This window comes from Roseofilum capinflatum BLCC-M114 (assembly GCF_030068505.1).
GTDB classification, from domain to species: Bacteria; Cyanobacteriota; Cyanobacteriia; order Cyanobacteriales; family Desertifilaceae; genus Roseofilum; species Roseofilum capinflatum.
The window spans coordinates 149,217-172,840 of sequence record NZ_JAQOSO010000084.1; the positions used below are offsets into that span (position 1 = coordinate 149,217).

At 48.1% G+C, this 23,624-nt stretch carries 18 protein-coding genes; 5 read left to right on the forward strand and 13 right to left on the reverse strand.

The genetic code is table 11. The features are described 5' to 3' along the window. Positions 1-38 precede the first annotated feature (38 nt). From infB to PMG25_RS15930, 6 genes are all read right to left on the reverse strand, one after another. Entirely contained in the window at positions 39-3,239 is a 3,201-nt protein-coding gene (infB, locus tag PMG25_RS15905) for a translation initiation factor IF-2 (protein ID WP_283767878.1), read from the reverse strand. Between the two features lie 194 nt (positions 3,240-3,433). Next, positions 3,434-3,727: a YlxR family protein gene (locus tag PMG25_RS15910; RefSeq protein ID WP_283767879.1), complete on the reverse strand. Its 294-nt coding sequence runs from the start codon at positions 3,725-3,727 to the stop codon at positions 3,434-3,436. Positions 3,728-3,761: 34 nt separating this feature from the next. After that, the gene (gene nusA, locus PMG25_RS15915; RefSeq protein WP_283767880.1) at positions 3,762-5,117 is read right to left on the reverse strand and encodes a transcription termination factor NusA; all 1,356 of its coding nucleotides are present in this window, start codon (positions 5,115-5,117) and stop codon (positions 3,762-3,764) included. A 62-nt stretch (positions 5,118-5,179) separates the two neighbouring features. Then, positions 5,180-5,632 (reverse strand): ribosome maturation factor RimP, encoded by a 453-nt coding sequence (gene rimP / locus PMG25_RS15920; RefSeq protein ID WP_283767881.1) that lies wholly within the window; start codon positions 5,630-5,632, stop codon positions 5,180-5,182. Positions 5,633-5,966: 334 nt separating this feature from the next. Beyond that, positions 5,967-7,451 carry a hypothetical protein gene (locus PMG25_RS15925; RefSeq protein WP_283767882.1) on the reverse strand — a complete coding sequence of 495 codons (1,485 nt, stop codon included), beginning with the start codon at positions 7,449-7,451 and terminating at the stop codon, positions 5,967-5,969. Between the two features lie 31 nt (positions 7,452-7,482). Continuing rightward, positions 7,483-9,111, reverse strand: a complete 1,629-nt coding sequence (locus PMG25_RS15930) for a transglutaminase-like domain-containing protein (RefSeq protein ID WP_283767883.1) — start codon at positions 9,109-9,111, stop codon at positions 7,483-7,485. Positions 9,112-9,195: 84 nt separating this feature from the next. Between PMG25_RS15930 and PMG25_RS15935 the strand changes: the two genes are divergently transcribed. Beyond that, the gene (locus tag PMG25_RS15935) at positions 9,196-10,101 is read left to right on the forward strand and encodes a lipid kinase (protein WP_283767884.1); all 906 of its coding nucleotides are present in this window, start codon (positions 9,196-9,198) and stop codon (positions 10,099-10,101) included. A gap of 142 nt (positions 10,102-10,243) precedes the next feature. Here the strand turns inward: PMG25_RS15935 and PMG25_RS15940 are convergent, their stop codons facing one another. From PMG25_RS15940 to PMG25_RS15970, 7 genes are all read right to left on the reverse strand, one after another. Further along, complete coding sequence (locus PMG25_RS15940; protein WP_283767885.1) at positions 10,244-11,464, reverse strand: tetratricopeptide repeat protein; 1,221 nt, start codon at positions 11,462-11,464, stop codon at positions 10,244-10,246. Between the two features lie 84 nt (positions 11,465-11,548). Next, on the reverse strand, positions 11,549-13,339 hold the full coding sequence (typA, locus tag PMG25_RS15945) for a translational GTPase TypA (protein WP_283767886.1): 1,791 nt from the start codon (positions 13,337-13,339) through the stop codon (positions 11,549-11,551). Between the two features lie 125 nt (positions 13,340-13,464). Further along, positions 13,465-15,078 carry a murein biosynthesis integral membrane protein MurJ gene (murJ, locus tag PMG25_RS15950; protein WP_283767887.1) on the reverse strand — a complete coding sequence of 538 codons (1,614 nt, stop codon included), beginning with the start codon at positions 15,076-15,078 and terminating at the stop codon, positions 13,465-13,467. Positions 15,079-15,111: 33 nt separating this feature from the next. Continuing rightward, entirely contained in the window at positions 15,112-16,068 is a 957-nt protein-coding gene (locus PMG25_RS15955; protein ID WP_283767888.1) for an MDR/zinc-dependent alcohol dehydrogenase-like family protein, read from the reverse strand. Between the two features lie 145 nt (positions 16,069-16,213). Beyond that, the gene (locus PMG25_RS15960; protein WP_283767889.1) at positions 16,214-16,684 is read right to left on the reverse strand and encodes a L,D-transpeptidase; all 471 of its coding nucleotides are present in this window, start codon (positions 16,682-16,684) and stop codon (positions 16,214-16,216) included. A gap of 45 nt (positions 16,685-16,729) precedes the next feature. Beyond that, positions 16,730-17,374 carry a bifunctional 4-hydroxy-2-oxoglutarate aldolase/2-dehydro-3-deoxy-phosphogluconate aldolase gene (locus PMG25_RS15965; protein ID WP_347178852.1) on the reverse strand — a complete coding sequence of 215 codons (645 nt, stop codon included), beginning with the start codon at positions 17,372-17,374 and terminating at the stop codon, positions 16,730-16,732. A 95-nt stretch (positions 17,375-17,469) separates the two neighbouring features. Further along, positions 17,470-17,979 carry a DUF4149 domain-containing protein gene (locus PMG25_RS15970; protein WP_283767891.1) on the reverse strand — a complete coding sequence of 170 codons (510 nt, stop codon included), beginning with the start codon at positions 17,977-17,979 and terminating at the stop codon, positions 17,470-17,472. Between the two features lie 246 nt (positions 17,980-18,225). On the opposite strand from PMG25_RS15970, the gene PMG25_RS15975 reads away from it, so the two are divergent. The 4 genes from PMG25_RS15975 to PMG25_RS15990 all read left to right on the forward strand — a co-directional run. Next, positions 18,226-18,795 carry a DUF2808 domain-containing protein gene (locus PMG25_RS15975; RefSeq protein ID WP_283767892.1) on the forward strand — a complete coding sequence of 190 codons (570 nt, stop codon included), beginning with the start codon at positions 18,226-18,228 and terminating at the stop codon, positions 18,793-18,795. A gap of 235 nt (positions 18,796-19,030) precedes the next feature. Further along, entirely contained in the window at positions 19,031-21,973 is a 2,943-nt protein-coding gene (locus PMG25_RS15980; RefSeq protein ID WP_283767893.1) for a calcium-translocating P-type ATPase, PMCA-type, read from the forward strand. Positions 21,974-22,040: 67 nt separating this feature from the next. After that, positions 22,041-22,664, forward strand: coding sequence for a helix-turn-helix domain-containing protein (locus tag PMG25_RS15985; RefSeq protein ID WP_283767894.1), 624 nt, complete (start codon positions 22,041-22,043; stop codon positions 22,662-22,664). A gap of 386 nt (positions 22,665-23,050) precedes the next feature. Then, on the forward strand, positions 23,051-23,624 hold a 574-nt coding region (locus PMG25_RS15990), incomplete at its 3' end, for a tetratricopeptide repeat protein (protein ID WP_283767895.1).

A 23,624-nucleotide genomic window follows, 5' to 3' on the forward strand; every position in this document is an offset into this window, starting at 1 on the left:
ATATTGTAGATAGATAGTGGTGTCTACTGTTCTATCTTCTAGCTCGACAACGTGCGCCGTTTGGTCACCATGCGATAGGTGTGGATCAGATCGCCAACTTGCCAAGTGGTAAACTTATCCACTCCGATACCGCATTCAAAGCCAGCATTCACTTCTTTTACGTCATCCCGTTCCCGACGCAGGGAATCGAGGAATCCTTCGTAAATCACGTTTTGGCCACGAGTTACCCGCAAATTACAGTTACGGATGGCTTTACCGGAGAGGACATAACATCCAGCCACCGAGCCTTTGCCGATCGCAAATACGGCTCGGACTTCGACCTGGCCGAGTTCTTCTTCCACCAGTTCTGGATCGAGCAGACCTTCCATTGCCCCTTCAATATCATCTAAGAGGTTATAGATAATGTCATATTCCCGTACATCCACCCCAGTTTGATCGGCGGCTGCACGAGCGCCACTGGCAAAGGTGGTATTAAAGGCAATAATGACGGCATTGGAGGCAGCCGCTAGATCCACGTCGGTTTCGGTGACTTCACCGGCTGCGGCGAGCAGAATACGCAGTTGGACTTCATTTTGAGGCAGTTGTTGCAAGGAGCCGAGAATGGCTTCTACCGATCCTTGAACATCGGCTTTCAAAACGAGGTTGAGTTCCTTGAGTTCTCCTTCTTGGACTTGGGCACTGAGGGAGCTGAGGGTAACACGACGGGAAGCAAGGGCTTGTTGGAGACGGGTTTCCCGTTGGGCATCCGCACGAGAGCTGGCGATCGCCCGCGCTTCTTTTTCATCAGCCATACATTCAAACTCATCCCCGGCTGAGGGCAGTTCACTCAGGCCTAACACCTCAACGGCAAAGGAGGGGAGGGCTTCTTCGACTCGTTCGCCTCGGTCATCGACCATGGCGCGGACTTTACCCATAGTCGCTCCAGCAACTACGGCATCCCCCACACGCAGGGTTCCATTTTGCACCAACAAGGTAGCTACAGGGCCTCTGGATTTATCCAAATGGGCTTCAATAATCGTGCCTCGTGCCAGGCGATCGGGGTTGGCAGACAGTTCTTCTACTTCGGAGACCAGAAGCAGCATTTCCAACAAGCCATCTAAGTTTTCACCCTGAATGGCGCTCACCGGAACCATAATGGTATCGCCGCCCCACTCTTCGGGAACCAAGCCATGTTCCATCAACTCCTGTTTAACGCGATCGGGAGAAGCCCCTTCCTTATCAATCTTGTTAATGGCAACCACGATGGGCACTTCTGCCGCTTTAGCATGGCTAATGGCTTCAATGGTTTGAGGACGAACCCCATCATCGGCAGCTACCACTAAAATCGCAATATCAGTAACCTTGGTTCCTCTGGCCCGCATGGCCGTAAAGGCTTCATGACCCGGCGTATCTAAGAAGACGATTTGCTGGGTTTTATCGTCATGATCCACATCCACATGATATGCCCCGATATGTTGGGTAATGCCACCGGCTTCTGAATCGACAATCTTGGTTTTGCGAATCGCATCCAAGAGCGTGGTTTTCCCATGATCCACATGGCCCATAATCGTGACCACTGGGGGGCGACGATGGAGATGTTCCAAGTCTCCTTCTTCGAGCATCTGGGTTTTCTTCGCTTCCGATTCGGCCGCTGGTGTTTCCACTTCGACACCTAAATCTTCGCTCACCCAGATCGCTGTTTCCAGATCTAAGGTTTGGGTGACGGTGGCTGCAATGCCTTTATTGAATAAGCGTTTAACCACTTCGGTTTCGGGAACTACCAATAGAGTTGCCAATTCCCGCACCATTAATTCACCTTTGAGGGTGATGATTTCAGGTTTCTCGGCTTTCTCTGGCCCTTTATTGCCCATCCGTCGGTTTCTATTATTATCCCTCTGCTGACTCGGCGATCGCTTCTTAGTGACTGGGGTTCCTGTCGGTTTAGGAGAAGAAGTCGAAGGGCCTTTCGGTTTAGCCGGACGCACCAGGGATAGGCTCACTTCTGTGGAGCTATCACCGTCTTCATTCTCGTCATCGAGATCGTCGTCTAAATCATCCTCAATAATATGAGGACGGCGTTTTTTGGTCACCCCTTTACCGGATTTAGCATTGGACTTTTGCCGATCGTCATCATCTTCTTCCTCTGACCGTTTCTTCACTTTTTTGGTGGGTCGAGGCATCGGCCGTCTTAATTCTAATTCCAGTTCTTCCTCTGGTTCTGAGTTTTCCAAAGGATCGATCAGGAGATCTTCGTCATCTGAGTTGTCAGTTTTACCCTTGGTCGATTCTCCCGGTCGCACTGGACGGGGGCGCAAAGGATCGGAGAGCTTCTCTTTCTGAGTATCGGGTTTCGAGGACTTTTTCGATTTTGTGCCCACAGCAGCCCCATCACCCGATCCTGAAGAGCGTTGTTCTTTTTTACCCCCGCCAGATTTTTCCGCTTTTCCACTGTCTTTGTCTTTGAGGATAATCGGTTTGTTTCCTTGAGGTTTCTTCGGGTCGCTACTTTCAGATTTAGACCCGTTTCCAGATCGCTTCAATCGCGGGGGTTTAGGTGATTTATTCGGTTTGGCCGGCTTGGCTGCTGGCGCAGGGGATGGACTAACGGTTTCCTCAGACGTTTCTCTGGCAGTGTTGTCATCCGTTTTTGCGGTTTTCGTGGGTGGAGTTGGGCGCACCGGAGGGCCAATCAGTTCGGTTTTTTGATCTGCATCAGACATGGATGGAGTTGGAGTTGTATCCCTAGATGGTGACTCGGAGGAGGGTTGGGCACTCTCTTGGGCTGCGGTTTTTTCCGCTAGACCCGGAGAAACCGCAGGTTCTTGGGGTTGGGGATCGGGGTCAACGGGAGGAGTGGGTGGAGATGATTTCAGGGCCGGTGAAGGTGAAGGTCGCAACGGAGGAGATTGCAGGGAAAGGGAATCGTCTGATGGGTCACGGGGGGCATCGGTTGCTGATGGAGTCCCTTTGTCTGCCTCAGAGGAATGTCTACGAACTTCTAGGATTTGTTGTTTTTTCTTCTTAATGGGTTTTTCGCTCCCCTGGGATTTGGAGCGATGATGAGTTGGTTTTCCCGTTGAGGTTTCGCTGGGGGGATGTTTTTCAGCCCAAGCACGAATCCGCTCTGCTTCAGATTCGGATATGGTACTGCTATGGCTTTTGTACGTGATATTCAATTGGTCGCAAAGATTTAAAACGTAATGATTGTCCAAATTCAATTCCTTGGATAGCTCGTATATTCTGACTTTGCCGTTGTTCATCCACACTTGCCTCTTTTGTGATATCGACTGGTTTTACATAGTGGCCTGCCTTTCGACGACAACTACAGGGGTGGAAGCGATCGCCACTTAGGGGATTTACGCTTCTTTCTTTAATCTTGCACAAATCGTTAAACAACTGGAGAGATTGTTATGATTTTTAGAAATTTCCTATCCAGAAGATTAGCGATCGCCCTTTATGACTCTGATTTTGCCCTGGGCTGTGTAAGTGAGGGGTCATCAACTTCCTTTAAACGAGACCAGAGCTTCTCATAAATCGATGGGGCAACAGATGCTTTGAGCGATCGTCCCAATCGATTCTTTTTTTGAGCCGCTTTTAAGCAGTCTGCTTGGGGACATAAATAAGCCGAGCGCCCCATGCCTTCATCCAATTGGATCTCATCATCCGGATAAACTCGGACAATTCGCCAAAAGGCTTGTTTGCGATCTACTTTTCGGCAACTGACACAACGGCGTTGATTCGGCTCCATTTTCTTGCCCTCACTTCACCTTAACCCCTAGGGATTATGCCTTCTCTTCCTCGTTTTCCTCCTCTTGTGCAACGATCTCCTCCTCTTCTAATTCTACTAATTCTGGGACTTCTGAGGCATCTTCCTCCGGATCTAAAGCCTCTTCAACGGATCTGGGGGCTTCTAAAGATTCCTCATCCGATTCCTCTAACGCTTCATCCGATTGGCCTTCAGCTTCATGGCGAGCTTCAATAATCGCCGCCATCTTCTGATGTTCTGCGGTTTCATCATAAAGCGCTCCATCTTTAATATCAATTTTCCAGCCCGTTAATCGAGCCGCTAAACGGACATTTTGCCCCTCCTTACCAATGGCTAAACTTAACTGATCTTCGGCAACCAACACATGAGCTTGGCGAACTTCTGGGTCAATTAAATAAACTGCATCTACCCGTGCAGGACTCAAAGCATTGGCAATATAGGTAGCTGGATCGGGAGACCAACGAATCACATCAATTTTTTCTCCCCGAAGTTCATTCACGACCACCTGTATCCGCGATCCCCGCGCTCCAATACAAGCGCCCACTGGGTCTACATCCCGTTCTAAGGTATCCACAGCAATTTTTGTGCGAGGCCCCACATAGCGCGAGGGAGGATTGGCTTCTCTGGCTACAGCCACAATCCGCACCACTTCATCCTCAATTTCTGGGACTTCATTTTCAAACAAGTATACCACTAAACCGGCATCGGCTCTGGAGACCATCAACTGGGGGCCGCGATGGGAACCCGATCCCACTTTTTTCAGGTAGACCTTAAATGTGGCATTGGCGCGGTAATTATCATTGGGTAACTGTTCCCGTTTCGGTAACTCGGCCTCCACTTCGGGCTGTCCATAACCACTGGTCACTGCCAGAATTACGGATTGCCGTTCAAACCGCAACACCCGCGCTTGTAGCACTTCTCCTTCGAGGTCTTGAAACTCTTCTTGAATCAGCTTACGCTGTTGATCCCGTAATTTTTGGGCTAACACCTGCTTGGTCTGAATCGCTGCCATGCGCCCAAAGTCCCCTTGATCTGGGGTAACATCCAATACAACGGTTTCACCAATTTGGGCTTCATCGACCACTTCTTGCACTTCTTTGAGGGAAATCTGATGATCGAAATTATCCACTTCTTCCATAATCACCTTTGTGCAGAGAATCCGAAACCCTTCTTCATCGAGATCGAGTTCTACCTCAAAGTTATCAAAATAGTCTTCCTCAAAGGTTTTGAGGTGTTGCGCTTTCCGATAGCGTTCATAACCCTTCATCAGGGCTTCTCTCAGGGCTGCTTGAACTGCCGTTTTGGGTAAATTTCGTTCTTTGCTGATACTCTCAATTAAGTTTTTGAGTCCAGGCAAGTTAACCATTGACATTGTTAATTCTTGTCCTTTGTTCTAGGTAAATTTAGGATTGCTATCAGGGGTCAAGTTGGGAGTTAACAAAACTCAACCGAACGAATCACATCGCGAGGGATAGCAATATTACGTCCTTTTTGGTTCAGATACACTTGGGTTTCATCTCGACGATTGAGCGTACCTTGCCATTGGGATTTTGCCTTATAGGGGGGATCGGTGATCACGATCACGGGAAATCCCTTAAAGGCAATAAAGTCGCGGTCTGTGGTTAGGTGTTTGGAGATTCCGGGACTGGAGATTTCCAAGACATAGGATTGGGTAATCAGTTGACTCTCCTCTAGGGCTGTGTCTAGGAGATGGCTCATTTGTTCGCACTCATCTAATCCAGTATCTCGATCGGGGTTGCGAATATCAACCCGCAATACCGGTGGATTTTGGTTGGTTTGGAAGGTAGCACCAACGACTTCTAACCCCAGTTTTTGGGCGACTGGGGTAGCCAACTCCAGGATTTGTGGAATTAAAGGATGAACCATAACACACCATGTACTGCCATAAAAAAAAGCGGGTTAGTTCCCACTCAAGCGTCTGAGACTGGTTTAGGGGGCGATCGCCCCTAGTCATAGACTGGAGATCGCCTCACCCTTGGGTGAGGGGTCTATTTTCTCTTCCCGATCTCAGTTTTCAGGGTTTCAGGAGAAACAATAGACTTTCTTCAATGCCAAGCTGAATCTTCTATGCATTGATCGAACTCACTTGATTTGGGAGCGGGGAGCTTCAGTGCCTTTTCCCAGTCAAGCACAGTCGCTCCTAATTATAATCTATTTTCTCGCTCCCACGCTAGAGCGACTGCTGTTTTGGTCGATGGGATTAACGTTTCTTGCCTTTTTCCAGACGTTTGGTTTCTTCTAAAATGTTCTCAATGTCTTCTTCTCCGAGGCGTTGTACATAATTAATCTTAAATTCTTCTAAGAAGTCGTTCACGAGAGATTCGAGTTCTTGGGTGGTATGTTTTTGTTGCAACTCAGCACTGAGAGATTTACCAAAGCTTTCTGCCAATTGGCTCATTAGCTCTGCTCCCACTTGGTCATTTTTAATCGCTTCATAGAGGTTTTGAGAGCCTTCAGCAATCAACCGGGAAAGTTGCTCGGAAATCTGTTGGCTCAATTGATGGGGATATTGGGATAATGCTGGAATACTTTTGACGTTTTGATAGAAGGGGGTGGCTTCAGCCACTTGCTCGATATTGTGGTTGATGATTTGTTGAATTTGCGGTTGTAGTGTGGGCAACACTTGGCAAATAATTACTTCGGTTAAGCGATTGGTAATGGCTTCAATTTCATTAATATCATTGAGATCGATATATTGACGGCTTGCTCCTTCAAATAAATCTCTTGCGAGGGAACCACTCCGGACTTCATTTTGCAGTTGATTAATGACCCGAATAATAATGACTTCAGTCAGTTCACCGGCAATAGTGGCGACAAATCCTCGACTCAGTTGGGCGCGAATGGGTTCTAAATTGATCAGTTTGGCATGATGTAGGCGGATGGTGACCGGAATAACCCGTAACCATCGAAAGAAAGGCAAAAACAGCACAATATCATACCATCTCCAGAGCATGGCATCGGTGAGGGTAATGGTATCGTATTTGCGAGAAATGTATAAACTGCGAACTAAGAACTCGACTAAGAATATAATAGTAAAGGGAAAATCTAGGGCGGCAAATAGATTGGTCTCTCCCCCCGTTTCATCAATGGAACGATAGTAGTTGGTTGCCATCAATGGAGCGATTTTAGTATTAAAGAGTTCAACTTGATTTTCAGAACTGTTTAATAAATTTTCTGAAGTCCAAAATTGGTTAAAGGCATCTTTTGCAGATTCTTCATCCATATGATCTCGCGCTCGATTTTTGATCTTTTCCAAGGTTCCGCTTTTATCGGCTCCCTGGAAGGGATTTTCATCGATCATTTGTTCGCTCAATTGTCGCAATTCGGCTAAAATTGCTTGAGATGCGCTAGAGCCATAACCTGTTTTTTGACCTTCTTTTTGGAGTTCTTCAACGACTTCTAAATAATTTTCTGTATCTCGGTTGGGTTGGATGCCTTTAATGGGATCGTACCAAGCGGTTACTGGAGAAGAATCGATGGAATCGGAGAGAATGGGCGCTTGAATAATAAATCCTACGAAAGGAACTTGAATGGTTCCTTGCAGCCAAAAGTTACGCAGTTGGATATAACTGATATCAAAGGCAACTAGGGCTAAGTTAAAGGTGGCGATCGCCGCCATAATGCGTTCATACCAGAGGGCGATCGCTCCCCGTTTTTTTTTCGATACTTTTTCCAAACTGCTCATACTGCAATTGTTTTACTACCAGTTAAGGCACTCAGCACGAGGGAGCAACTTCTTCCAGAATGGTAAACCGGACATGATTTAAGGCTAAATCTCCCACGGAGAGCTGTTCTCGGTCTACAGGCTTCCCATCTAACCGAATGCGCTCGAAGGGAATTCCTTTGCCGATTTCAATATGATACCAGGCTAACCCCATAAAAAACCGGGATAGGTGATTGCCATCTTCCATATCATCGGGATTGGATTCCATGGGAACCCAGCCGATACTGGGGATATAAAATTCGAGCCAAACATGGTTATAATCTGGCTCTAGGGGAACGCCTTTGTATTCAGGACTGGCGGGGCATTTGTAGCGCCCGATGGTACGGCAGGCAATGCCATTTAAGCGGGCGAGAGCGAGTAAAACGCCTACATATTCTCCGCAAGATCCGGCTCCTCTGGAGAGGACAACATCGGGGGTTTCGATTTTGGTGGTCAGTCGATAGGAGAGCTTATCATAAGCATAATTACGCAGGGCAATCATGCGCCGTAAAAAGTTGGTTTCTCCAGCGACTGCTTCTTGAGCGGCTTCTCGGACGACTTGTGTCTCCATGGCCAGATTATCATCATCAACCAAGTAGCGCTGCTGTAACGCTGGCTCTAGGGGCGGGATTTTTTCCACATCCAGGGGCACAAGGCTATATTTAATGCTGTAAACTTCGATTAAGGCTTTCCAGCCAAAAATCCGCTTTTCGTAGGGTTTTAGGTGATCAAAGTTAAAGACGGCGACTTTTTGTCCATCTTGAATTTCTTCGGTAAAGTCTACACCGATCGCCTCGATGGAGCGGATTTTTTGTCGCGCAGTTTCTGAAGGTAGAGCGATACGCCATTGTAAGTTTTTTAATTCCAGAGGATCGAGGGGAGAGAGTTCTTCGACATAGGACATCTCGATCAGATAGCCGTTGGAGAGACCATAATAGCCGTCGGCATTATAAGAATAGTAGAGGGGATGAATAAAGGTGCGATCGCGCCAGGCTAACTCCAGGGGCGGATCGGAATTGGGATCGTCGCGAATAAAGGGTTTTTCGCTGGCATAGGAAACATAGAGCAATTCTTCTGAAGTGGTCGGATCGGTATAAAAAACCAACCCGGTGGGGCTATCAAAGGGGGTTAAAAAACTAAACTTAATGTCCCCGGTTGCCCGATCCATACAATAAACGGTCTGTTCTTCCTTGTCAGCGACCCAAAGTTCTTCATTGCGGATGGCTAGACTTTCGACTCCTACTCCTGGGGGACGCAGTTGGGTAATCATGCGCCCTTTATCGTTCAATACTTGGATATAACAGCCTTCCTTACAGGAGACATACACTGTTGTTCCCCACACGGCGATCCCCTCAGCGCGGAAGGGTAGAGTGGCTAATAAGCGGGGTCGGAAATCTTCGAGAGAACAGGTATAGACACTGTGATCGCGGGTAAACCAGAGGGTATTTTCCCACATGGCTAAACCGTTGGCATATTTGATTTCAGGCAGTTCATTGGGGTTTAGGATGGTTGTATTATCATTTTGGGCATCAATCTGGAGAAGATAACCGCGTATGGAGTCTAGGGAAAGTAACTTAGACTCATAAGAGGCTAATCCTCGGAGATCGTAAACTCCTATGGGTCGAATAGTGCGGTGAATCATGGTGATTGTGCTGCGCCTTGGTAATCGGTCAGTTAATCGGTTCAAAGTACCATATTAGGCATATTCTGCTTGTAATGGAAATTTATGACTAGACAAGCGCTATTTTTGGTTAATACTCACTCACGACGGGGAAGGCATTCTCGCGAGGAGGCGATCGCCTATTTAGAGCATCAGGGATTTAAGTTATTGGAGGTTTCTCCTTCAAATTATCAAGAATTACCACAAGTGATTCGCGAGTATGGCCCCCAGATGGATTTGGTGATTATTGGTGGGGGGGATGGGACTCTGAATGGGGCGGTGGATGCTCTGGTGGAGATCCAACGACCTTTGGGTATTTTACCGATGGGAACGGCGAACGATCTGGCACGAACGCTACAGATCCCGTTGTCAATTCCGGCGGCTTGTCGGGCGATCGCTACGGGAAAGTTGCATCAAATTGATTTAGGCTGGGTGAATGGCAAGTATTTCTTTAATGTGGCGAGTTTGGGCTTGAGTGTGAAGATTACGGATGGCCTGAGTCACCAATCTAAGGGCCGTTGGGGGATTGTTGCTTATGCGCTTTCTGCTCTGAAGGTGTTGGCCCAATCTCGTTTGTTTGATGCGGAAATTAAGGAAGGTGAGCGCTCCCATCGGGTGAAAACGATTCAAATTGCGATTGGTAATGGGCGCTATTATGGAGGGGGTATGGCGATCGCCCATGATGCGGCGATCGACGATCAACGCCTCGACCTCTATAGTTTAGGATTAGAGCATTGGTGGCAAATTCTGGCTATTTTTCCTGCTATTTATCACGGACGCTATCATACTCTGCCGGGGGTTTTATCCCTTAATGGTACGGAACTGCATGTTTACACTCGCCATGCTCTGCCGATCAATACGGATGGGGAAATTACGACGACGACTCCGGCTCACTTCCGGGTTATTCCCAAAGCTTTATCGATTTTTATTCCGGAATCGAAGCCTCAACCGGTTCATCAAGGCTGGGTTTAGGCGATCGCACTCTATCGCACTCTATTGCCGTGACAACCCTAAAATGGTGGGTTACGGCGGATTGATAGATTGCTGTCAGAGTCTAGGTTTTAGCCGCCTAACCCACCCTACGCTAATGCACATTTTTAGCTGTGTCACGGCACTATGGGCGATTTTCCTTTTCTAAGTTCTCCTGTGCTTTGTCTCGACAGGTTTGTAAAACGGGATCGTTGGGTTCCTTCTCTAAGGTGCGATGGCACACTTCTAGAGCTTCCTGATAGCGTCCTAAATTCAACAAGGAAATGGCCTTGTTTTTCCAAGCTGGATAGAAATTTGGCTGGAGATCGAGCGATCGCTCAAAGCTGGATAAGGCTAATTCAAATTGCTGTAACTCAAAGGCTGCCATTCCCCGGTTATACCAGGTTTGTTCGTCGTCAGGATTCAGGGTTGTGGCTCGATTGTAGGCGGCGATCGCCTGCTCAAATCGTTGTGACTTAAATAATAGATCTCCCTTCATACCCCAGGCGATCGCCGACTGGCTATTTATATCAATCGCCCGATCCAAATAGGCGATCGCTCCCCCTAAATTCCCCTGTTTCTCCTGCTTTACACTGGACTTCATTAGCGCCCTGACCTGTAACTCCTGTAACACATTTTCTGGGTTACTCTCCTCAATCCCCATCTGCTTGGCCAACTGTTGCGCCATCTGCGGTCGCAATTGCAACAAACGCAACACCCCTGACAAACTATTCAAAGAGGGTATCACAGAGGGGAACTCTGGACTCGGTTCAGGAAGTTTCTGGACTGGTTTAGGACTCTCTTTCGGCTTCGTTGGTTGCTCAGGAGGTCGAGAGATAGGAGGTTTCTCACTCACCGGAGGCGGCATATTCACCGGTTCTTTCTCCACCTCTAGAGGCGGCTCCTTCACCTCCGGTTCTTCCTCCCTCTTCAGTTCTTCTCCCCTATCCGGTTCCCTAGGGCGTTGTAACAGGGCTGATCCAATCTCACCGGCAAGTTGCCCCAAAGGTTCTGGATAAACAGCTCTCAACTGCACCATCCGTTCAGCCAACTCCAGATTCGGGGCACGAGAGCCTAAAACTCTTTCACCAAAGCGCTCTAGCCATCCCAACCACTCCCTTTCAGTCGTCCGCTCTTGCCATTGCCGGAAAAAATCCCGAATTTCTGCCTGTCCCCATCCTTGGTTACTGACTCCTTCTAGAAGCTCATGAAACAGGAATTCATAGTGGGTATAGCTCAGGGGAGGGCCTACCGGTGCATCCGAACCCGCCGATGGTGGAAAACCCCGCAACTTTTGCCACAGGGTTTTCCACCATCGTGCTAAACGGGCAAAGAGACTCCGCCATAATTTCCGCCAATCTAGCATCAGTAATACAGCCGTTTTCTCTGTTATAGGTACGTCACCCTACGTCCCCTGCCTGTCGGCAGACAGGGCAGACAGGGTTTACTCCTAACGCTTCGCCAGCTTTTTGCTTACTTTCCGCAAGCGCACTGTTTCCGGCGTAACTTCTACCAATTCATCCGAGCCAATATATTCCAAAGCCCGCTCCAAACTCATTTGTACGGGAGCTTGCAATTGTACCAGTTCATCGCCGGTCGAAGAGCGCATGTTGGTGAGCTGTTTAGTTTTACAAACATTTAAGTCCAAATCTTGGGGGCGGTTATGTTCGCCCACAATCATGCCTTTATAGACTTTCGTTCCGGGAGTAATGAAGAATACGCCCCGGTCTTCCGCGTTTTTGAGGGCATAAAAGGTGGCGGTTCCTTCTTCAAAGGCGACTAAGACCCCATTGCGGCGGGTTTCCACGTCTCCTCCTAGGCCACGATATTCAAAGAAGCTATGATTCATAATCCCTTCGCCACGGGTGAGGCGCATAAATTCACCTCGGAAGCCAATAAGACCCCGTGCAGGAATCACAAATTCCAGTTGAGCGCGGCCGTTGCCTCCCATTTGCATATCTTGCATTTCGCCGCGACGCTGGCCGAGTCGTTCCATACACCCGCCTACGGATTCTTCGGGAACGTCCAGAATGAGACATTCGTAAGGTTCGCAGGGTTGGCCGTTGACTTCGCGATAGATCACTTGGGGTTGGGAGACTTGGAACTCGTATCCTTCGCGACGCATGGTTTCAATCAGGATACCCAGATGCAGTTCACCGCGTCCAGAGACGAGGAAGGAATCGGGGGAATCGGTTTCATGGATACGCAGAGCGACGTTGGTTTCTAGTTCTCGGAAGAGGCGATCGCGCAATTGGCGAGAGGTGACAAATTGTCCTTCTTGTCCTGCAAAGGGGGAGTCATTGACCGAGAAGGTCATTTGCAAGGTTGGCTCATCTACCTTGATTAAGGGCAGCGCTTGGGGTTCATTGGGACAAGTAATGGTTTCTCCAATATTGGCATCACTAAACCCAGCGACAGCAACAATATATCCGGCTGAGGCTTCTTCCATGTCTACCCGGCTGAGACCCTCAAATCCCATCAGTTTAGAGATTTTAGACTTGACCATTTCCCCGTTATCTTTGACTAGAGCGGCTTGTTGGTTGGCTTTAATCGTTCCATTGTGGATTCTACCAATCACAATCCGACCGAGGTATTCTGAGTAATCTAGGGTCGTTACTTGTAGTTGTAGCGGTTTGTCCGGATCGCCAACCGGCGGGGGAACGTGATGTAAAATCGACTCAAACAGGGCTTGCATGTCCTGGCTTTCGCTTTCTAGGTCTTCTTTGGCATACCCTTGGATTCCCGAAGCAAATAGATAAGGAAACTCACATTGATCGTCATCTGCGCCCAGTTCTAGGAATAAATCTAAGACTTTATCGATCGCCCCATAGGGATCGGCTTGGGGCCGATCTATTTTGTTCACCACCACAATCGGACGCAGGCCTTTTTCCAGGGCTTTTTTCAGCACGAACCGGGTTTGAGGCATGGGCCCTTCATTGGCATCTACAATCAGGATACAGCCATCTACCATCCCCAAAACTCGCTCGACTTCACCGCCAAAATCGGCGTGGCCTGGGGTGTCAACGATATTAATTAGGGTATCTTTATAGTGAACCGCAGTGTTTTTAGACAGAATTGTAATTCCCCGCTCCCGTTCCAGGGTGTTAGAATCCATGACACAATCGGGGACTTCTTCTCCTTCGCGAAAAATACCCGATTGCTTGAGCAGAGCATCCACAAGAGTTGTTTTGCCATGATCGACGTGGGCAATAATGGCAACATTGCGAATGGGAAGAGACATATATATTTAAGGGCCGTTAACTATAGATTTCAGCGTAATAAACATTACGCAATATATCTTAACAGTAAAAATCCCCCTGGGTCAAGAGGTTTCTGCGAGTAGACTGGAACGGCATTCCCTCTAGACTACCGTCCTAATTTTTGTCGGATGCGAGCGATAAATGATTGGGTTTCGGGTAATTTTAGGGGGAGGCAGAGGAGAACAAAAATCCCTAAACCGATGGAGCCGGAAATGGAGAGTTGCAGGAGATGGAAGAGAAAAGTGGGGGTTGTCCAGAGTTGTTCTAAGGTGTCGTTAACAAACCACGCGAGGGAGGAGGCGATCGCACTCACTAGGGTCAAATTCAGTATCGGAATCATCCACCCTTGCCAGAGTAAACCCTGAATTTTCCGATCCAACAAAATAATCATTGCCACCATGGAAAACAAGTTAACGCCCACTGTGGCCAACACCAAACCCGGTGCGCCAAAAGTTTGAATCAATACATAATCTAACACCCCATTCAAGACAATACTAATAACACTGATCCGAAAAGGGGTTTGACCATCTCCGAGGGCATAAAAGACACGCACTAATACATCTCGGCCTAAGTAAACAAACATGCCGATGCCATAGGCTACCAGTAAGCTAGAAACAAACTGGGACGCTTGCGGGTCAAAGGCTCCGCGCTCGTACACCACCCGCACGATCGCATCACTGAGGGCAATCATCAACCCCCCCAAGGGTAACATCGTCAGGGCGGTGAGAATCATCCCTTGGCGGATGCGCTGCTTCAGTTCTGGCCAATTTTCCGGTTCCGTAAGCCGGGAAAAGACCGGTAACAGGGGAACCAAAAGCATATTGGAGAGAATACCCAGAGGTGTTTGTACCAATAAGCCCGCATAGCCCAAGGCTGAGGCGGTTTGGGGGATGAAGGAAGCAAAAAAGAGGTCAGTATAAACATTAATCTGCATCATGCCAGAAGAAAGGGTCGCCGGGCCCAACACCCGCAAGATTTGACCGACTCCCGGTTGGCGAAACTGAAACCTGAGTCGCAGGGTTCCTAAACCCGATCGCCATTGCACTACCAGTTGGGCAAACCATTGGATCGCTGCACCTCCAAGGGTTCCCCAAGCCAACACTTGCCCCCCGATGCGAGCATATTCGGGGTTGATGATATCGGAGCCAAGTTGCAGGAAGAGAGCGCCTAAACTGGCTAAAATGGTCAAACTAGAAAACAGGGGACTAATGGAGGGGAGAAAATATTGATCTCCCGCGTTCAATGTGCCAAATCCAATCCCAATCCACCCTGCTAGGAGCGCCAGAGGAGCCATGATCCGCAATTGTTCTACGGCGATCGCATGAATCTCCATTCCTTCGGGCGTTTGCAACAGTCCCGGAGCCACCAAATTGATCAGGGGATCAGCTGCTACCACTAAAAACAGGGTAACCGGCAGTAAAATCAGACTGACCAATGTTGTAATCGTTTCAACCAACGGCGCAGCCTCTTCCGGTTTACGCTTGGCTAAAGCACTGACAATGGCACTATGAAACGGGCCATTGATTCCCCCTAAGAGGATAAGCAGAAAACCGGGAATCACATAGGCATAGGTATAGGCATCTACTGCCGGCCCCACTCCAAACGCCGCCGCGATCGCCTGTTGACGGACTAAACCCGCCACTTTACTGACTAAGGTGGCGATCGCCACTAAACCCGCAATTCCCGCTAAAGAGCGAGATGATTTAGAAGAATCAGGCATTTTGGTAATGGGTAATGAGCATTCTGTCTAGCCCTATTCTTCCATATTTAATAAGACTTTTAAGGCCCCTTTTTGTTGAGCTAATTTAAACCCTTCCAGTCCTTCGCTGAGGGGATATTCTGCCTGAATTAAACGATGAATATCAATGCGATGGTTTTCCAGTAGAGCTAAGGCTTTATCAAAGGGGCCGCATCGCGATCCAATGACCGTGATTTCATTGACCACCAGGGTAGAAGCATCGAAGGTGAGCTTCCCTGCATACGTGCTTTTTAGGACAAGGGTTCCCCGTGGACGAAGGGCACGAGCGGCGATCGCAAATCCTTGGGGGTTGCCCGTACATTCCACGGTGCGATCGAATGTACCCTCTTGAACATCATCCGCAAACCCTACGGAAATTCCCAGAGCTTCTAAATTGGCTAACTTCTCCCGATGACGACCGATCGCCAACAGGTTGCATCCAGTGAGCGCCAAGCTTTGAGCCACCAACTGTCCTAATTTGCCATCTCCAACCACTAAAACCCTATCCTCTGGAGTAATCGATACCTGCTCTTGAATTTCTAAAGCAGCAGCTAACGGCTCCGTAAATGTGGCCGCATTCGTCTCTACCGTATCGGGAACCGGATGTAAATTTTTAATTGGCAAACTTAGATAATCGGCAAACGCTCCATGGCGATTGACAATGCCTAATACTGTCCGGTTTTCGCAATGGGTGGGTTCTCCCCGCCGACAGAAGCGACAGTCTCCACAACTAGCATTGATTTCCCCCACTACTCGTTGATTCACCCACTTTTCTGGCCCTTCTGCTACAACACCGACAAACTCATGACCGAGAATCCCCGTGTAGGGATAGTATCCGCGCAGTAGCTCTAAATCCGTATTACAAATGCCAGCACGCAACACTTTCACTAACGCTTCTCCTTCTGGAGGAGTGGGGGTAGATAAATCCGTTCGCAGTTGGAGTTGTTGGTTTTCCAGCCAAATTCCTTTCATAATCGCGGGTGGGGTTAACAAATTGCTATCATCGAGTTTCTATCATCATATCTATCATCATATCTATCATCATATCTATCATCATAACTGTATCTCCCCATTCCCCACTCCCCTCACCCTAAGCGGAGTCGAAGAGCATTCCCGACTATTTAACAATCACGGGGGTTCCCAACTCTGTCCAGTTAAAGAGCCATTGGGCATGATCGACGGCAACATTCACGCAACCATGGCTGACGGGTGTGCCAAATTGATGATGCCAGTACGCGCCATGGATGGCATAGTGACCAGAATAGTACATGGTATAGGGAACATCGGGCAAATCATAGCCATCTCCTTGCATCCGAGCAACGTCATGTTTGGATTCGATGGCAAAGCTGCCTCTGGGGGTTTCATGGTAGGCTTTTCCGGTGGAGATAATGACGCTGTAGATGGGAATGGAGCCTTCCCAAGCGGTGAGGCGCTGGGTGGCAATATTCACTTCTATCCAGCGTTGGCTGGAGTTTTTCAGGGTTTGAACCTGCTCTTCTAGGGTTGGGGTTTGGGCGAAGGTGGGGATAGGTTGGATACCTTGCGCTCCAAGCATAATGAGGGTGAGGATAGGGATAATTGCTTTCATGGCAGTGATGCAGAGTCGATCGCTATTCCTATTTTGCCTGAAGACCTATGTATCATCCATGCGTAATTGTGCTAGAAGTTGGCGAGTGTTGTCTGAAATTGCCTGCCAATTCTGTTGTTTGACTAGGGATGGGGGAAAGAGTTGGCTGGATAACCCGACGGCGATCGCCCCGGCTTTAATCAGATCGGGGGCATTGTCTAGGGTAACGCCTCCGGTGGGAATGAGGGGAATATGACCTAAAGGGCCATGTAAGCTTTTAAGATAGTGGCTTCCACCAATGGCTTGAATGGGAAAGACTTTGACGCTACTGGCTCCGGTTTGCCAAGCGGTGACAATTTCGGTGGGGGTAAGAGCGCCGGGAATGATGGGAATATGGGCTTTGATGGCTTGTTCGATCAGGGGGGGATGGGTATGGGGAGAAAATAGAAATTCTGCACCACAGGCGATTGCCTGTTGCACGTCATTGCTAGTCAGTAGGGTTCCTGCGCCGATGGTACAGTGGGGCAGTTGTTGGCGCAGTAGGGCGATCAGATCGGCGGGGCGATCGCTATTCCAGGTAATCTCAATTAAGCCCATGCCTCCTTGAGCCACTGCGTGAGCGAGTTGCATCCCCAGTTTCAGATCGGGAGAACGGATGACGGCGATCGCCCGATAATTCTGTAGTAAGTCTAACCACCGTTGCTTGTACATATCTCTCAAATAGACAAAAAAAGAAACAAGGCTCTTAAAATAGCCTTGTAATTGAGTCATGGGTTGGAAACTGGAGTTAAGTCGTCGTTGTTGGTTTAGTTCTTCGCCGTACTCCAAGGGCTACAGAGTTGGAGAATTAGACCACAACCGATGATTTTAAACAAATCTAATGCCCAATATCCCATTTGCATGGGCATCATTTCTGAGGGCAGCGATCGCACGGTTTCAAAGAAGGTTAAATTCAGTCCCATGGCACTCATTTGTGGGGTTAATCCATAGGTGTCTACCAAAGCGACCGCTAATAAAATGACTGATACGATAATAGCAGTGTGGCGTTTTGCTTCTGATAGTTGATGTTGATTTTCTAAAACGAGCAAGCCCGTTAAGGTTAAGGCAGCGCAGATAATTTCTACACGGTTAAACACCCAAAAAATAGAATAGCCTGCTGATGCAAATCCGGGTTGAGTCATCATTCCGGCACTATACAAAATGGGCATAATTACCAGATCGACGATCAGGGTTGCACTTAGCCAAAACCCTAGAGCGCCTAGGAGGATTTGTTGCCAGTTCAGATGTTTTTGATTGCTTCCAGATAGAGTTGCCATTTCGTTTCCCTCTTACACTCTCTACTTTTATGTTCTACCGAACTTTGGACTCAGTTGCTCGATAGTGCAATATTTATTTATATCTATCGGATCGGGTTAACGATTTTTGGAGGGTTTACTTCAAATAATGTTAAGAAACGTAAAGAAAAGAAGGGGCGAAAGTTCAGGTTAGGAGAGGGGTGGGCCGAGATTACTGGAGCGAATAGGAATGTTATAGTTAGGGTAATCGGTAATGGGTAATCGGTAATGGGTAATTGGATACAGCATTATAAGCTATTAATTCTTCCGTTTAGTCTTTTGGCCTTCACTGTGGGCGATCCTACCCTTTCCCGATCTGCGCCAATGTATGCGGTTACTCTACGAGATGGAATTACAGCCTTTGCCGGACAACCCCGGTTAATCTCCGTGACGACGACGAACAACTCCATTCGTGCTTGGAGTGCAGCCTATTACTTTACCATCGAACTGCCAGAGGATGCCACTGAACCGCTTAAGAAGCTGGAAATCAGTCAAACGCAAGGCTTTGATGTACCTCGATATGAAGCTCAACGAACCAGGGTTTTTGCAGGCGATCGCCGCAATCGGGGGCGATCCTTTACAATAGAAGAGGTAGCGATCGCAGAGCGCACGATTACCCTAACCTTAGAGGAACCCATTCCCCCTGGAACCCAATTTACCCTCGGCTTATATCCGGTTAGAAATCCCAATACCACTGGCGTATACTTATTTGGCGTAACTGCGTTTCCTCAAGGAGAAAAGCCCCAAAAAGCGTTTCTGGGATTTGGCCGACTTCACTTTTATCACCCCTATTTTTAGCTAAGGTAAGGTGCGTTAATAAGCCATCTTACTCGGTTTGTAAGTATAAGTTACTGCGAATATCGACACTCTGCTCTGTCCCATTCGGCATTTTTTAACGTTTCTTTAACAATTAGGGGTAACGAGTGCATTTTCGCCAAAACTCAATCATGATAGAAAAATATGGAACGGCTTGATGTGCCGCACCTCTCCATTTTAAAACCCTGCTTAAACCCTCGTATAAGATAACCAACAAATGACCATTCAAAAATCTCAACCCGATCTCCAAGACTCAAAACACCTGTGGGGACTAACAGCTACGGAAGTTGAAGCCAGTCGCCAACAGTATGGACTGAATATCCTCACCCCACCAGAGCAAACCCCTTGGTGGGAACTCTATCTAGAAAAGTATGAAGACCCTATTATTCGGATTTTAATTGTGGCGGCGCTGTTGGCCATGACCATTGGTTTTGTGGATGGAGAATATCTGGAAGGTCTGGGAATTTTGGTCGCTATTTTTTTAGCCACTACCGTTTCCTTTATCAATGAGTATAAAGCCACTCAAGAATTCAATATTCTCAATCAAGTTAATGATGAAGTTCCGGTAACCGTTGTCCGTAATGGTGTTTTTAGTAAAGTCCCTAAAAAGGAGATTGTGGTTGGAGATGTGGTGTTACTCGAAGCCGGAGATGAAGTGCCGGCCGATGGTTTGGCGATCGGTGCGGTGTCGTTTCAGATTAATGAGTCCAGCTTGACGGGGGAAACTCTCCCGGTGAACAAGGTCACTTCTCACCAGTTAGAGAAACTGACGGTTAGTTCTACGGCCTATCCTCCGGATCAGGTGATGCGCGGCACTATTGTGGTGGATGGCCATGGAATCATAGAAGTGATTGCCATTGGTGATCAAACGGAAATTGGTAAAACGGCACGAGCGGCGGCTGGGCCAACTGATGAAAAAACCCCCCTGAATCAACAACTCGATCGCCTCAGTCAGTTGATTGGGGTGTGTGGGTTAGTCATTGCCGTGTTAATTGATTCGGCCTTAATTGTGCGGGGGATTTTTGCCGATGAGTTTAATCTGAGTGGCCAACAGTGGTATGTGACCAGTTTAGTGATTGTGAGTGCGGCGATCGCCTTAATTAAGGTGTGGTTGCCGATTCTCTATGAAGGCTTGACCTTGATTAAACCCCAAATGCAAGCGCCAGAATGGTTAGAAGATGAAAGTTTAGTCCAATGGCTGAAAAGTTTGGCGATCGGGGTGTTGGTTTTAGCCGGAGGATTGGGTCTAGGTTGGCTATTAAATTGGGTTCCTGAAAGCCCCCAAACTTGGATTACAACAGAAGCAGCCACTGCCCTACTCACCTATTTTATGATTGCTGTAGCGGTGATTGTGGTCGCGGTTCCTGAAGGCTTACCCCTGAGTGTGGTGCTGAGTCTGGCTTATAGTATGCGACGGATGACCCGACAAAATGCCCTGGTGCGACAAATGCAAGCCTGCGAGACCATTGGCGCAACCACAGTGATCTGTTCGGATAAGACCGGAACCCTGACGCTCAATAAGATGGAAGTGAGTGAGGCCTGTATTGGGGGAGACTTAGATCTGATTGCAGAGGCGATCGCCATTAACAGTACCGCCAATTTACAGCGCAGTTGTAACCTGAATTTAGGCGAAGAAGAAGTTACCTCCATTGGCGATCCCACGGAAGGAGCGCTGCTGTTATGGTTAGATACTCAACAGCGTAGCTATGAGCAGGAACGGGAAAGTTTTCGCACTTTAAACCAGCTAACTTTTTCCCCAGAACGTAAATATATGGCGACTGTGGGCTATTCTCGCCATCGGGAACGCCCGATTCTTCATATTAAAGGAGCGCCGGAAATTGTTCTAGCCCAATGTAGCTATAGGGTGACCGAAAAAGGGGTGCAACCGATTCCCAGCCATAGTGCGATCGCCGAACAGATGAAAACCTACGAAGCCAATGGTATGAGGCTCTTAGGCTTTGCCTATCGAGATAACTTAGACCACTGCTCTCCCGAAGAGGACATCGATATTGAGCGCCTGATGACTCAAGGCATGATTTGGTTAGGCTTTGTGGCTATTGCTGACCCCATTCGCCCCGATGTTCCCAGAGCCATTAAAACCTGTCAACGGGCTGGTGTTGGGGTGAAAATCGTCACGGGAGATAATCCCAACACCTCCAAATATATCGCCCGTCAAATTGGCTTAGTCACCGATGAGGATGGCCCGGAATGCTTCTTAACCGGTCAAGACTTTGCCCAACTCGACGATCGCCAAGCGCGGGAGGCTGTACGCTCCTTAAAAGTCCTCTCCCGTGCCCGTCCTGCGGATAAACAACGGTTGGTAAAACTTTTACAAGAGAATGGGGAAGTTGTGGCTGTTACCGGAGACGGAACCAACGACGCGCCCGCCCTCAATCAAGCCCAAGTGGGGTTAGCCATGGGGCAAGAAAGCACCTCCGTAGCCAAGGAAGCCAGTGATATTATTATCCTAGATCACTCCTTCAAGAGTATTGAAAATGCGGTCATGTGGGGGCGATCGCTCTATCAGAATATCCAGAAATTTATCCTCTTTCAACTCACCATTAATGTCGCTGCCTGTGGTATAGCCCTCCTCGGCCCCTTTATCAACATCAATTTACCCCTAACCGTCACCCAACTGTTATGGGTCAACCTAATTATGGATACCTTTGCCGCCCTCGCCCTAGCCACCGATCCCCCCAATCCCATGGTGATGCGTCATCCTCCCCGCAACCCCAAAGCCTTTATTATCAGTCCATCGATGGCCAAACAACTCTTATCGGTGGCCTTTGTCTTCCTGATCTTTTTTGTCGGCTTTCTCCTCTATATTCAGCAAGATGGAATCGTTGACCCCTATGAACTCTCCCTCTTCTTTACTACCTTTGTAATGGTCAACTGGTGGAATTTATTTAACGCTAAATGCTTTGGCTTAAAAGATTCCGTGTTCAAAAATCTCAAAGAGAATCCTGGCTTTATCATCATTTCTGCGGTAATTGTCTTTGGACAGATCATTATTGTTCAATGGGGCGGCGGCTTCTTTAGAACAGTTCCCCTTTCTTTGTACGATTGGTTAGTTATTTGGGGTGGAACCTCCATTATCCTTTGGGTAGGAGAGCTAGGGAGATTATTGGCTCGTCTGCGTACCCAAATGGGCCAAAGTTAGGGGTCTATAATTATGAATCACTGATATCAAAAACCTCAATCGGCCCGATCTTTAAAGCTTTAGATCAATGACTCAATTCGACGAAAAGTTTCCCTTAAACTCAGTTTTCCAACCCTTGATGGAAAAGGTGGGGTTTAACTCTTGGACAGCCTTAAGTCAGGCTTCAGGAGTCTCCATGAAACAATTACGGCGTATCCGTCAAGGTAAGATAGAAGATCTGAAAATAAGTACACTGTTGCAGTTAGCAACTGCCTTACAAATTTCTGCCCCAGAATTGTTGTCTGCTGTGGCGAAACTTCCCGATCCGGTCACTGAGCTAAGGCAAGAATACGATCGCCTGCAACGGCAACTCGAACAACAACCTCAAGAGTTAAAAGAGGGCTTTGAGCGAGAGAGCTTAGACCAGTTAGAGTCTTGGTTACGCTATTGGCCGATCGCCGTGGCTAAGGTGGAACAGGATGCCAATATCAAGCCCGTAAATTTGGTAAAATTAGTCACGCCGGTTGAGCGGTTGGTGCAAAGTTGGGGACTAGAAGCCATAGCAGCAGTGGGCGATCGCCTTCCCTACGATCCCCAATGGCATCAACTCACCCAAGGAACAGCCGATCCAGGCACGTTGGTAACAGTGGTTGCCCCCGGATACCGCTATCAGCACAAGTTGCTATTTCGGGCAGAAGTTTCGATTCATTAAAAATTCAAAATATAGCCCTTTCTGCTTCGGGTCTAGGTTCTAGAAGATAAAGTCATTGCCAGCGCCACCGGTAATGGTGACACTTGGTAGATACTGCTTATCCTGTGTTGAATAAACGGTTATTGCATCAAGTTGAAACATAGATGATACAGCAGTTTTCGCTGTTATGTGGGACATCTTGATCCCCCTAAATCCCCCTTAAAAAGGGGGACTTTCCTATTCCCCCCTTTTTAAGGGGGGCAAGGGGGGATCTTTTCCTACTGTCCACCGATACAGCGCAAAGCGCTGTATGTAGAATAGATAAAATTTAAGTGATTAGACTATTTCTCGTTGCATAACTCATTTAGACTAGCTATATAAAGAATTGTTTATAGCAGCACTCACCTATGAATCTACTTTGGAAAGGACTGTTAATTGTCGTCATTCTCGTAGCTAGTATTATTTTACCAGCCCAGGCGATTTCGATGCGGGAATTTCCCCATCAGGTTTGGGATCAAGAGAGTGCTACCCCCCGGTTAATCAGTGCGGTGGATGAGTCTAGGAACTTAGAAGACGTGGCGCAGGAAGCGTTTACAGCAGCGAATCAAGGGGATTTTGCCACAGCAGAAGCGGATTGGACGCAAATTTTAGAGGCTTATCCCGAAAGTGCCGCCGCTTGGAGCAATCGGGGGATTACCCGTGCGAGTCAGGGAGATTTTGAGGGGGCGATCGCCGATTATAATGAAGCGATCGAACTGATGCCTACCGTTGCCGATCCCTATCTCAACCGGGGAGCCGCCTTAGAAGGGTTAGGACGCTATACAGAAGCGATTGAAGACTACAATCATATCCTGGAGATTAACCCCGATGATGCCCAGGCATACAACAATCGCGGTAATGCCAAAATGGGCTTACAAGACTGGGAAGGGGCGATCGCCGATTATAAAACCTGCAACGAACTTGCCCCTAACTTCGCCTTTG

What these genes read in the sequence shown, in the direction of transcription:
- PMG25_RS15965 (WP_347178852.1), bottom strand. Translation starts at nt 17,374, where the DNA reads ATGTACAAGCAACGGTGGTTAGACTTACTACAGAATTATCGGGCGATC.
- PMG25_RS15970 (WP_283767891.1), bottom strand. Translation starts at nt 17,979, where the DNA reads ATGGCAACTCTATCTGGAAGCAATCAAAAACATCTGAACTGGCAACAA.
- PMG25_RS15925 (WP_283767882.1), bottom strand. Translation starts at nt 7,451, where the DNA reads ATGAGCAGTTTGGAAAAAGTATCGAAAAAAAAACGGGGAGCGATCGCC.
- PMG25_RS15975 (WP_283767892.1), top strand. Translation starts at nt 18,226, where the DNA reads ATGGGTAATTGGATACAGCATTATAAGCTATTAATTCTTCCGTTTAGT.
- rimP (WP_283767881.1), bottom strand. Translation starts at nt 5,632, where the DNA reads ATGGTTCATCCTTTAATTCCACAAATCCTGGAGTTGGCTACCCCAGTC.
- nusA (WP_283767880.1), bottom strand. Translation starts at nt 5,117, where the DNA reads ATGTCAATGGTTAACTTGCCTGGACTCAAAAACTTAATTGAGAGTATC.
- PMG25_RS15960 (WP_283767889.1), bottom strand. Translation starts at nt 16,684, where the DNA reads ATGAAAGCAATTATCCCTATCCTCACCCTCATTATGCTTGGAGCGCAA.
- typA (WP_283767886.1), bottom strand. Translation starts at nt 13,339, where the DNA reads ATGTCTCTTCCCATTCGCAATGTTGCCATTATTGCCCACGTCGATCAT.
- murJ (WP_283767887.1), bottom strand. Translation starts at nt 15,078, where the DNA reads ATGCCTGATTCTTCTAAATCATCTCGCTCTTTAGCGGGAATTGCGGGT.
- PMG25_RS15980 (WP_283767893.1), top strand. Translation starts at nt 19,031, where the DNA reads ATGACCATTCAAAAATCTCAACCCGATCTCCAAGACTCAAAACACCTG.
- PMG25_RS15940 (WP_283767885.1), bottom strand. Translation starts at nt 11,464, where the DNA reads ATGCTAGATTGGCGGAAATTATGGCGGAGTCTCTTTGCCCGTTTAGCA.
- PMG25_RS15955 (WP_283767888.1), bottom strand. Translation starts at nt 16,068, where the DNA reads ATGAAAGGAATTTGGCTGGAAAACCAACAACTCCAACTGCGAACGGAT.
- infB (WP_283767878.1), bottom strand. Translation starts at nt 3,239, where the DNA reads ATGAACAACGGCAAAGTCAGAATATACGAGCTATCCAAGGAATTGAAT.
- PMG25_RS15935 (WP_283767884.1), top strand. Translation starts at nt 9,196, where the DNA reads ATGACTAGACAAGCGCTATTTTTGGTTAATACTCACTCACGACGGGGA.
- PMG25_RS15930 (WP_283767883.1), bottom strand. Translation starts at nt 9,111, where the DNA reads ATGATTCACCGCACTATTCGACCCATAGGAGTTTACGATCTCCGAGGA.
- PMG25_RS15985 (WP_283767894.1), top strand. Translation starts at nt 22,041, where the DNA reads ATGACTCAATTCGACGAAAAGTTTCCCTTAAACTCAGTTTTCCAACCC.
- PMG25_RS15910 (WP_283767879.1), bottom strand. Translation starts at nt 3,727, where the DNA reads ATGGAGCCGAATCAACGCCGTTGTGTCAGTTGCCGAAAAGTAGATCGC.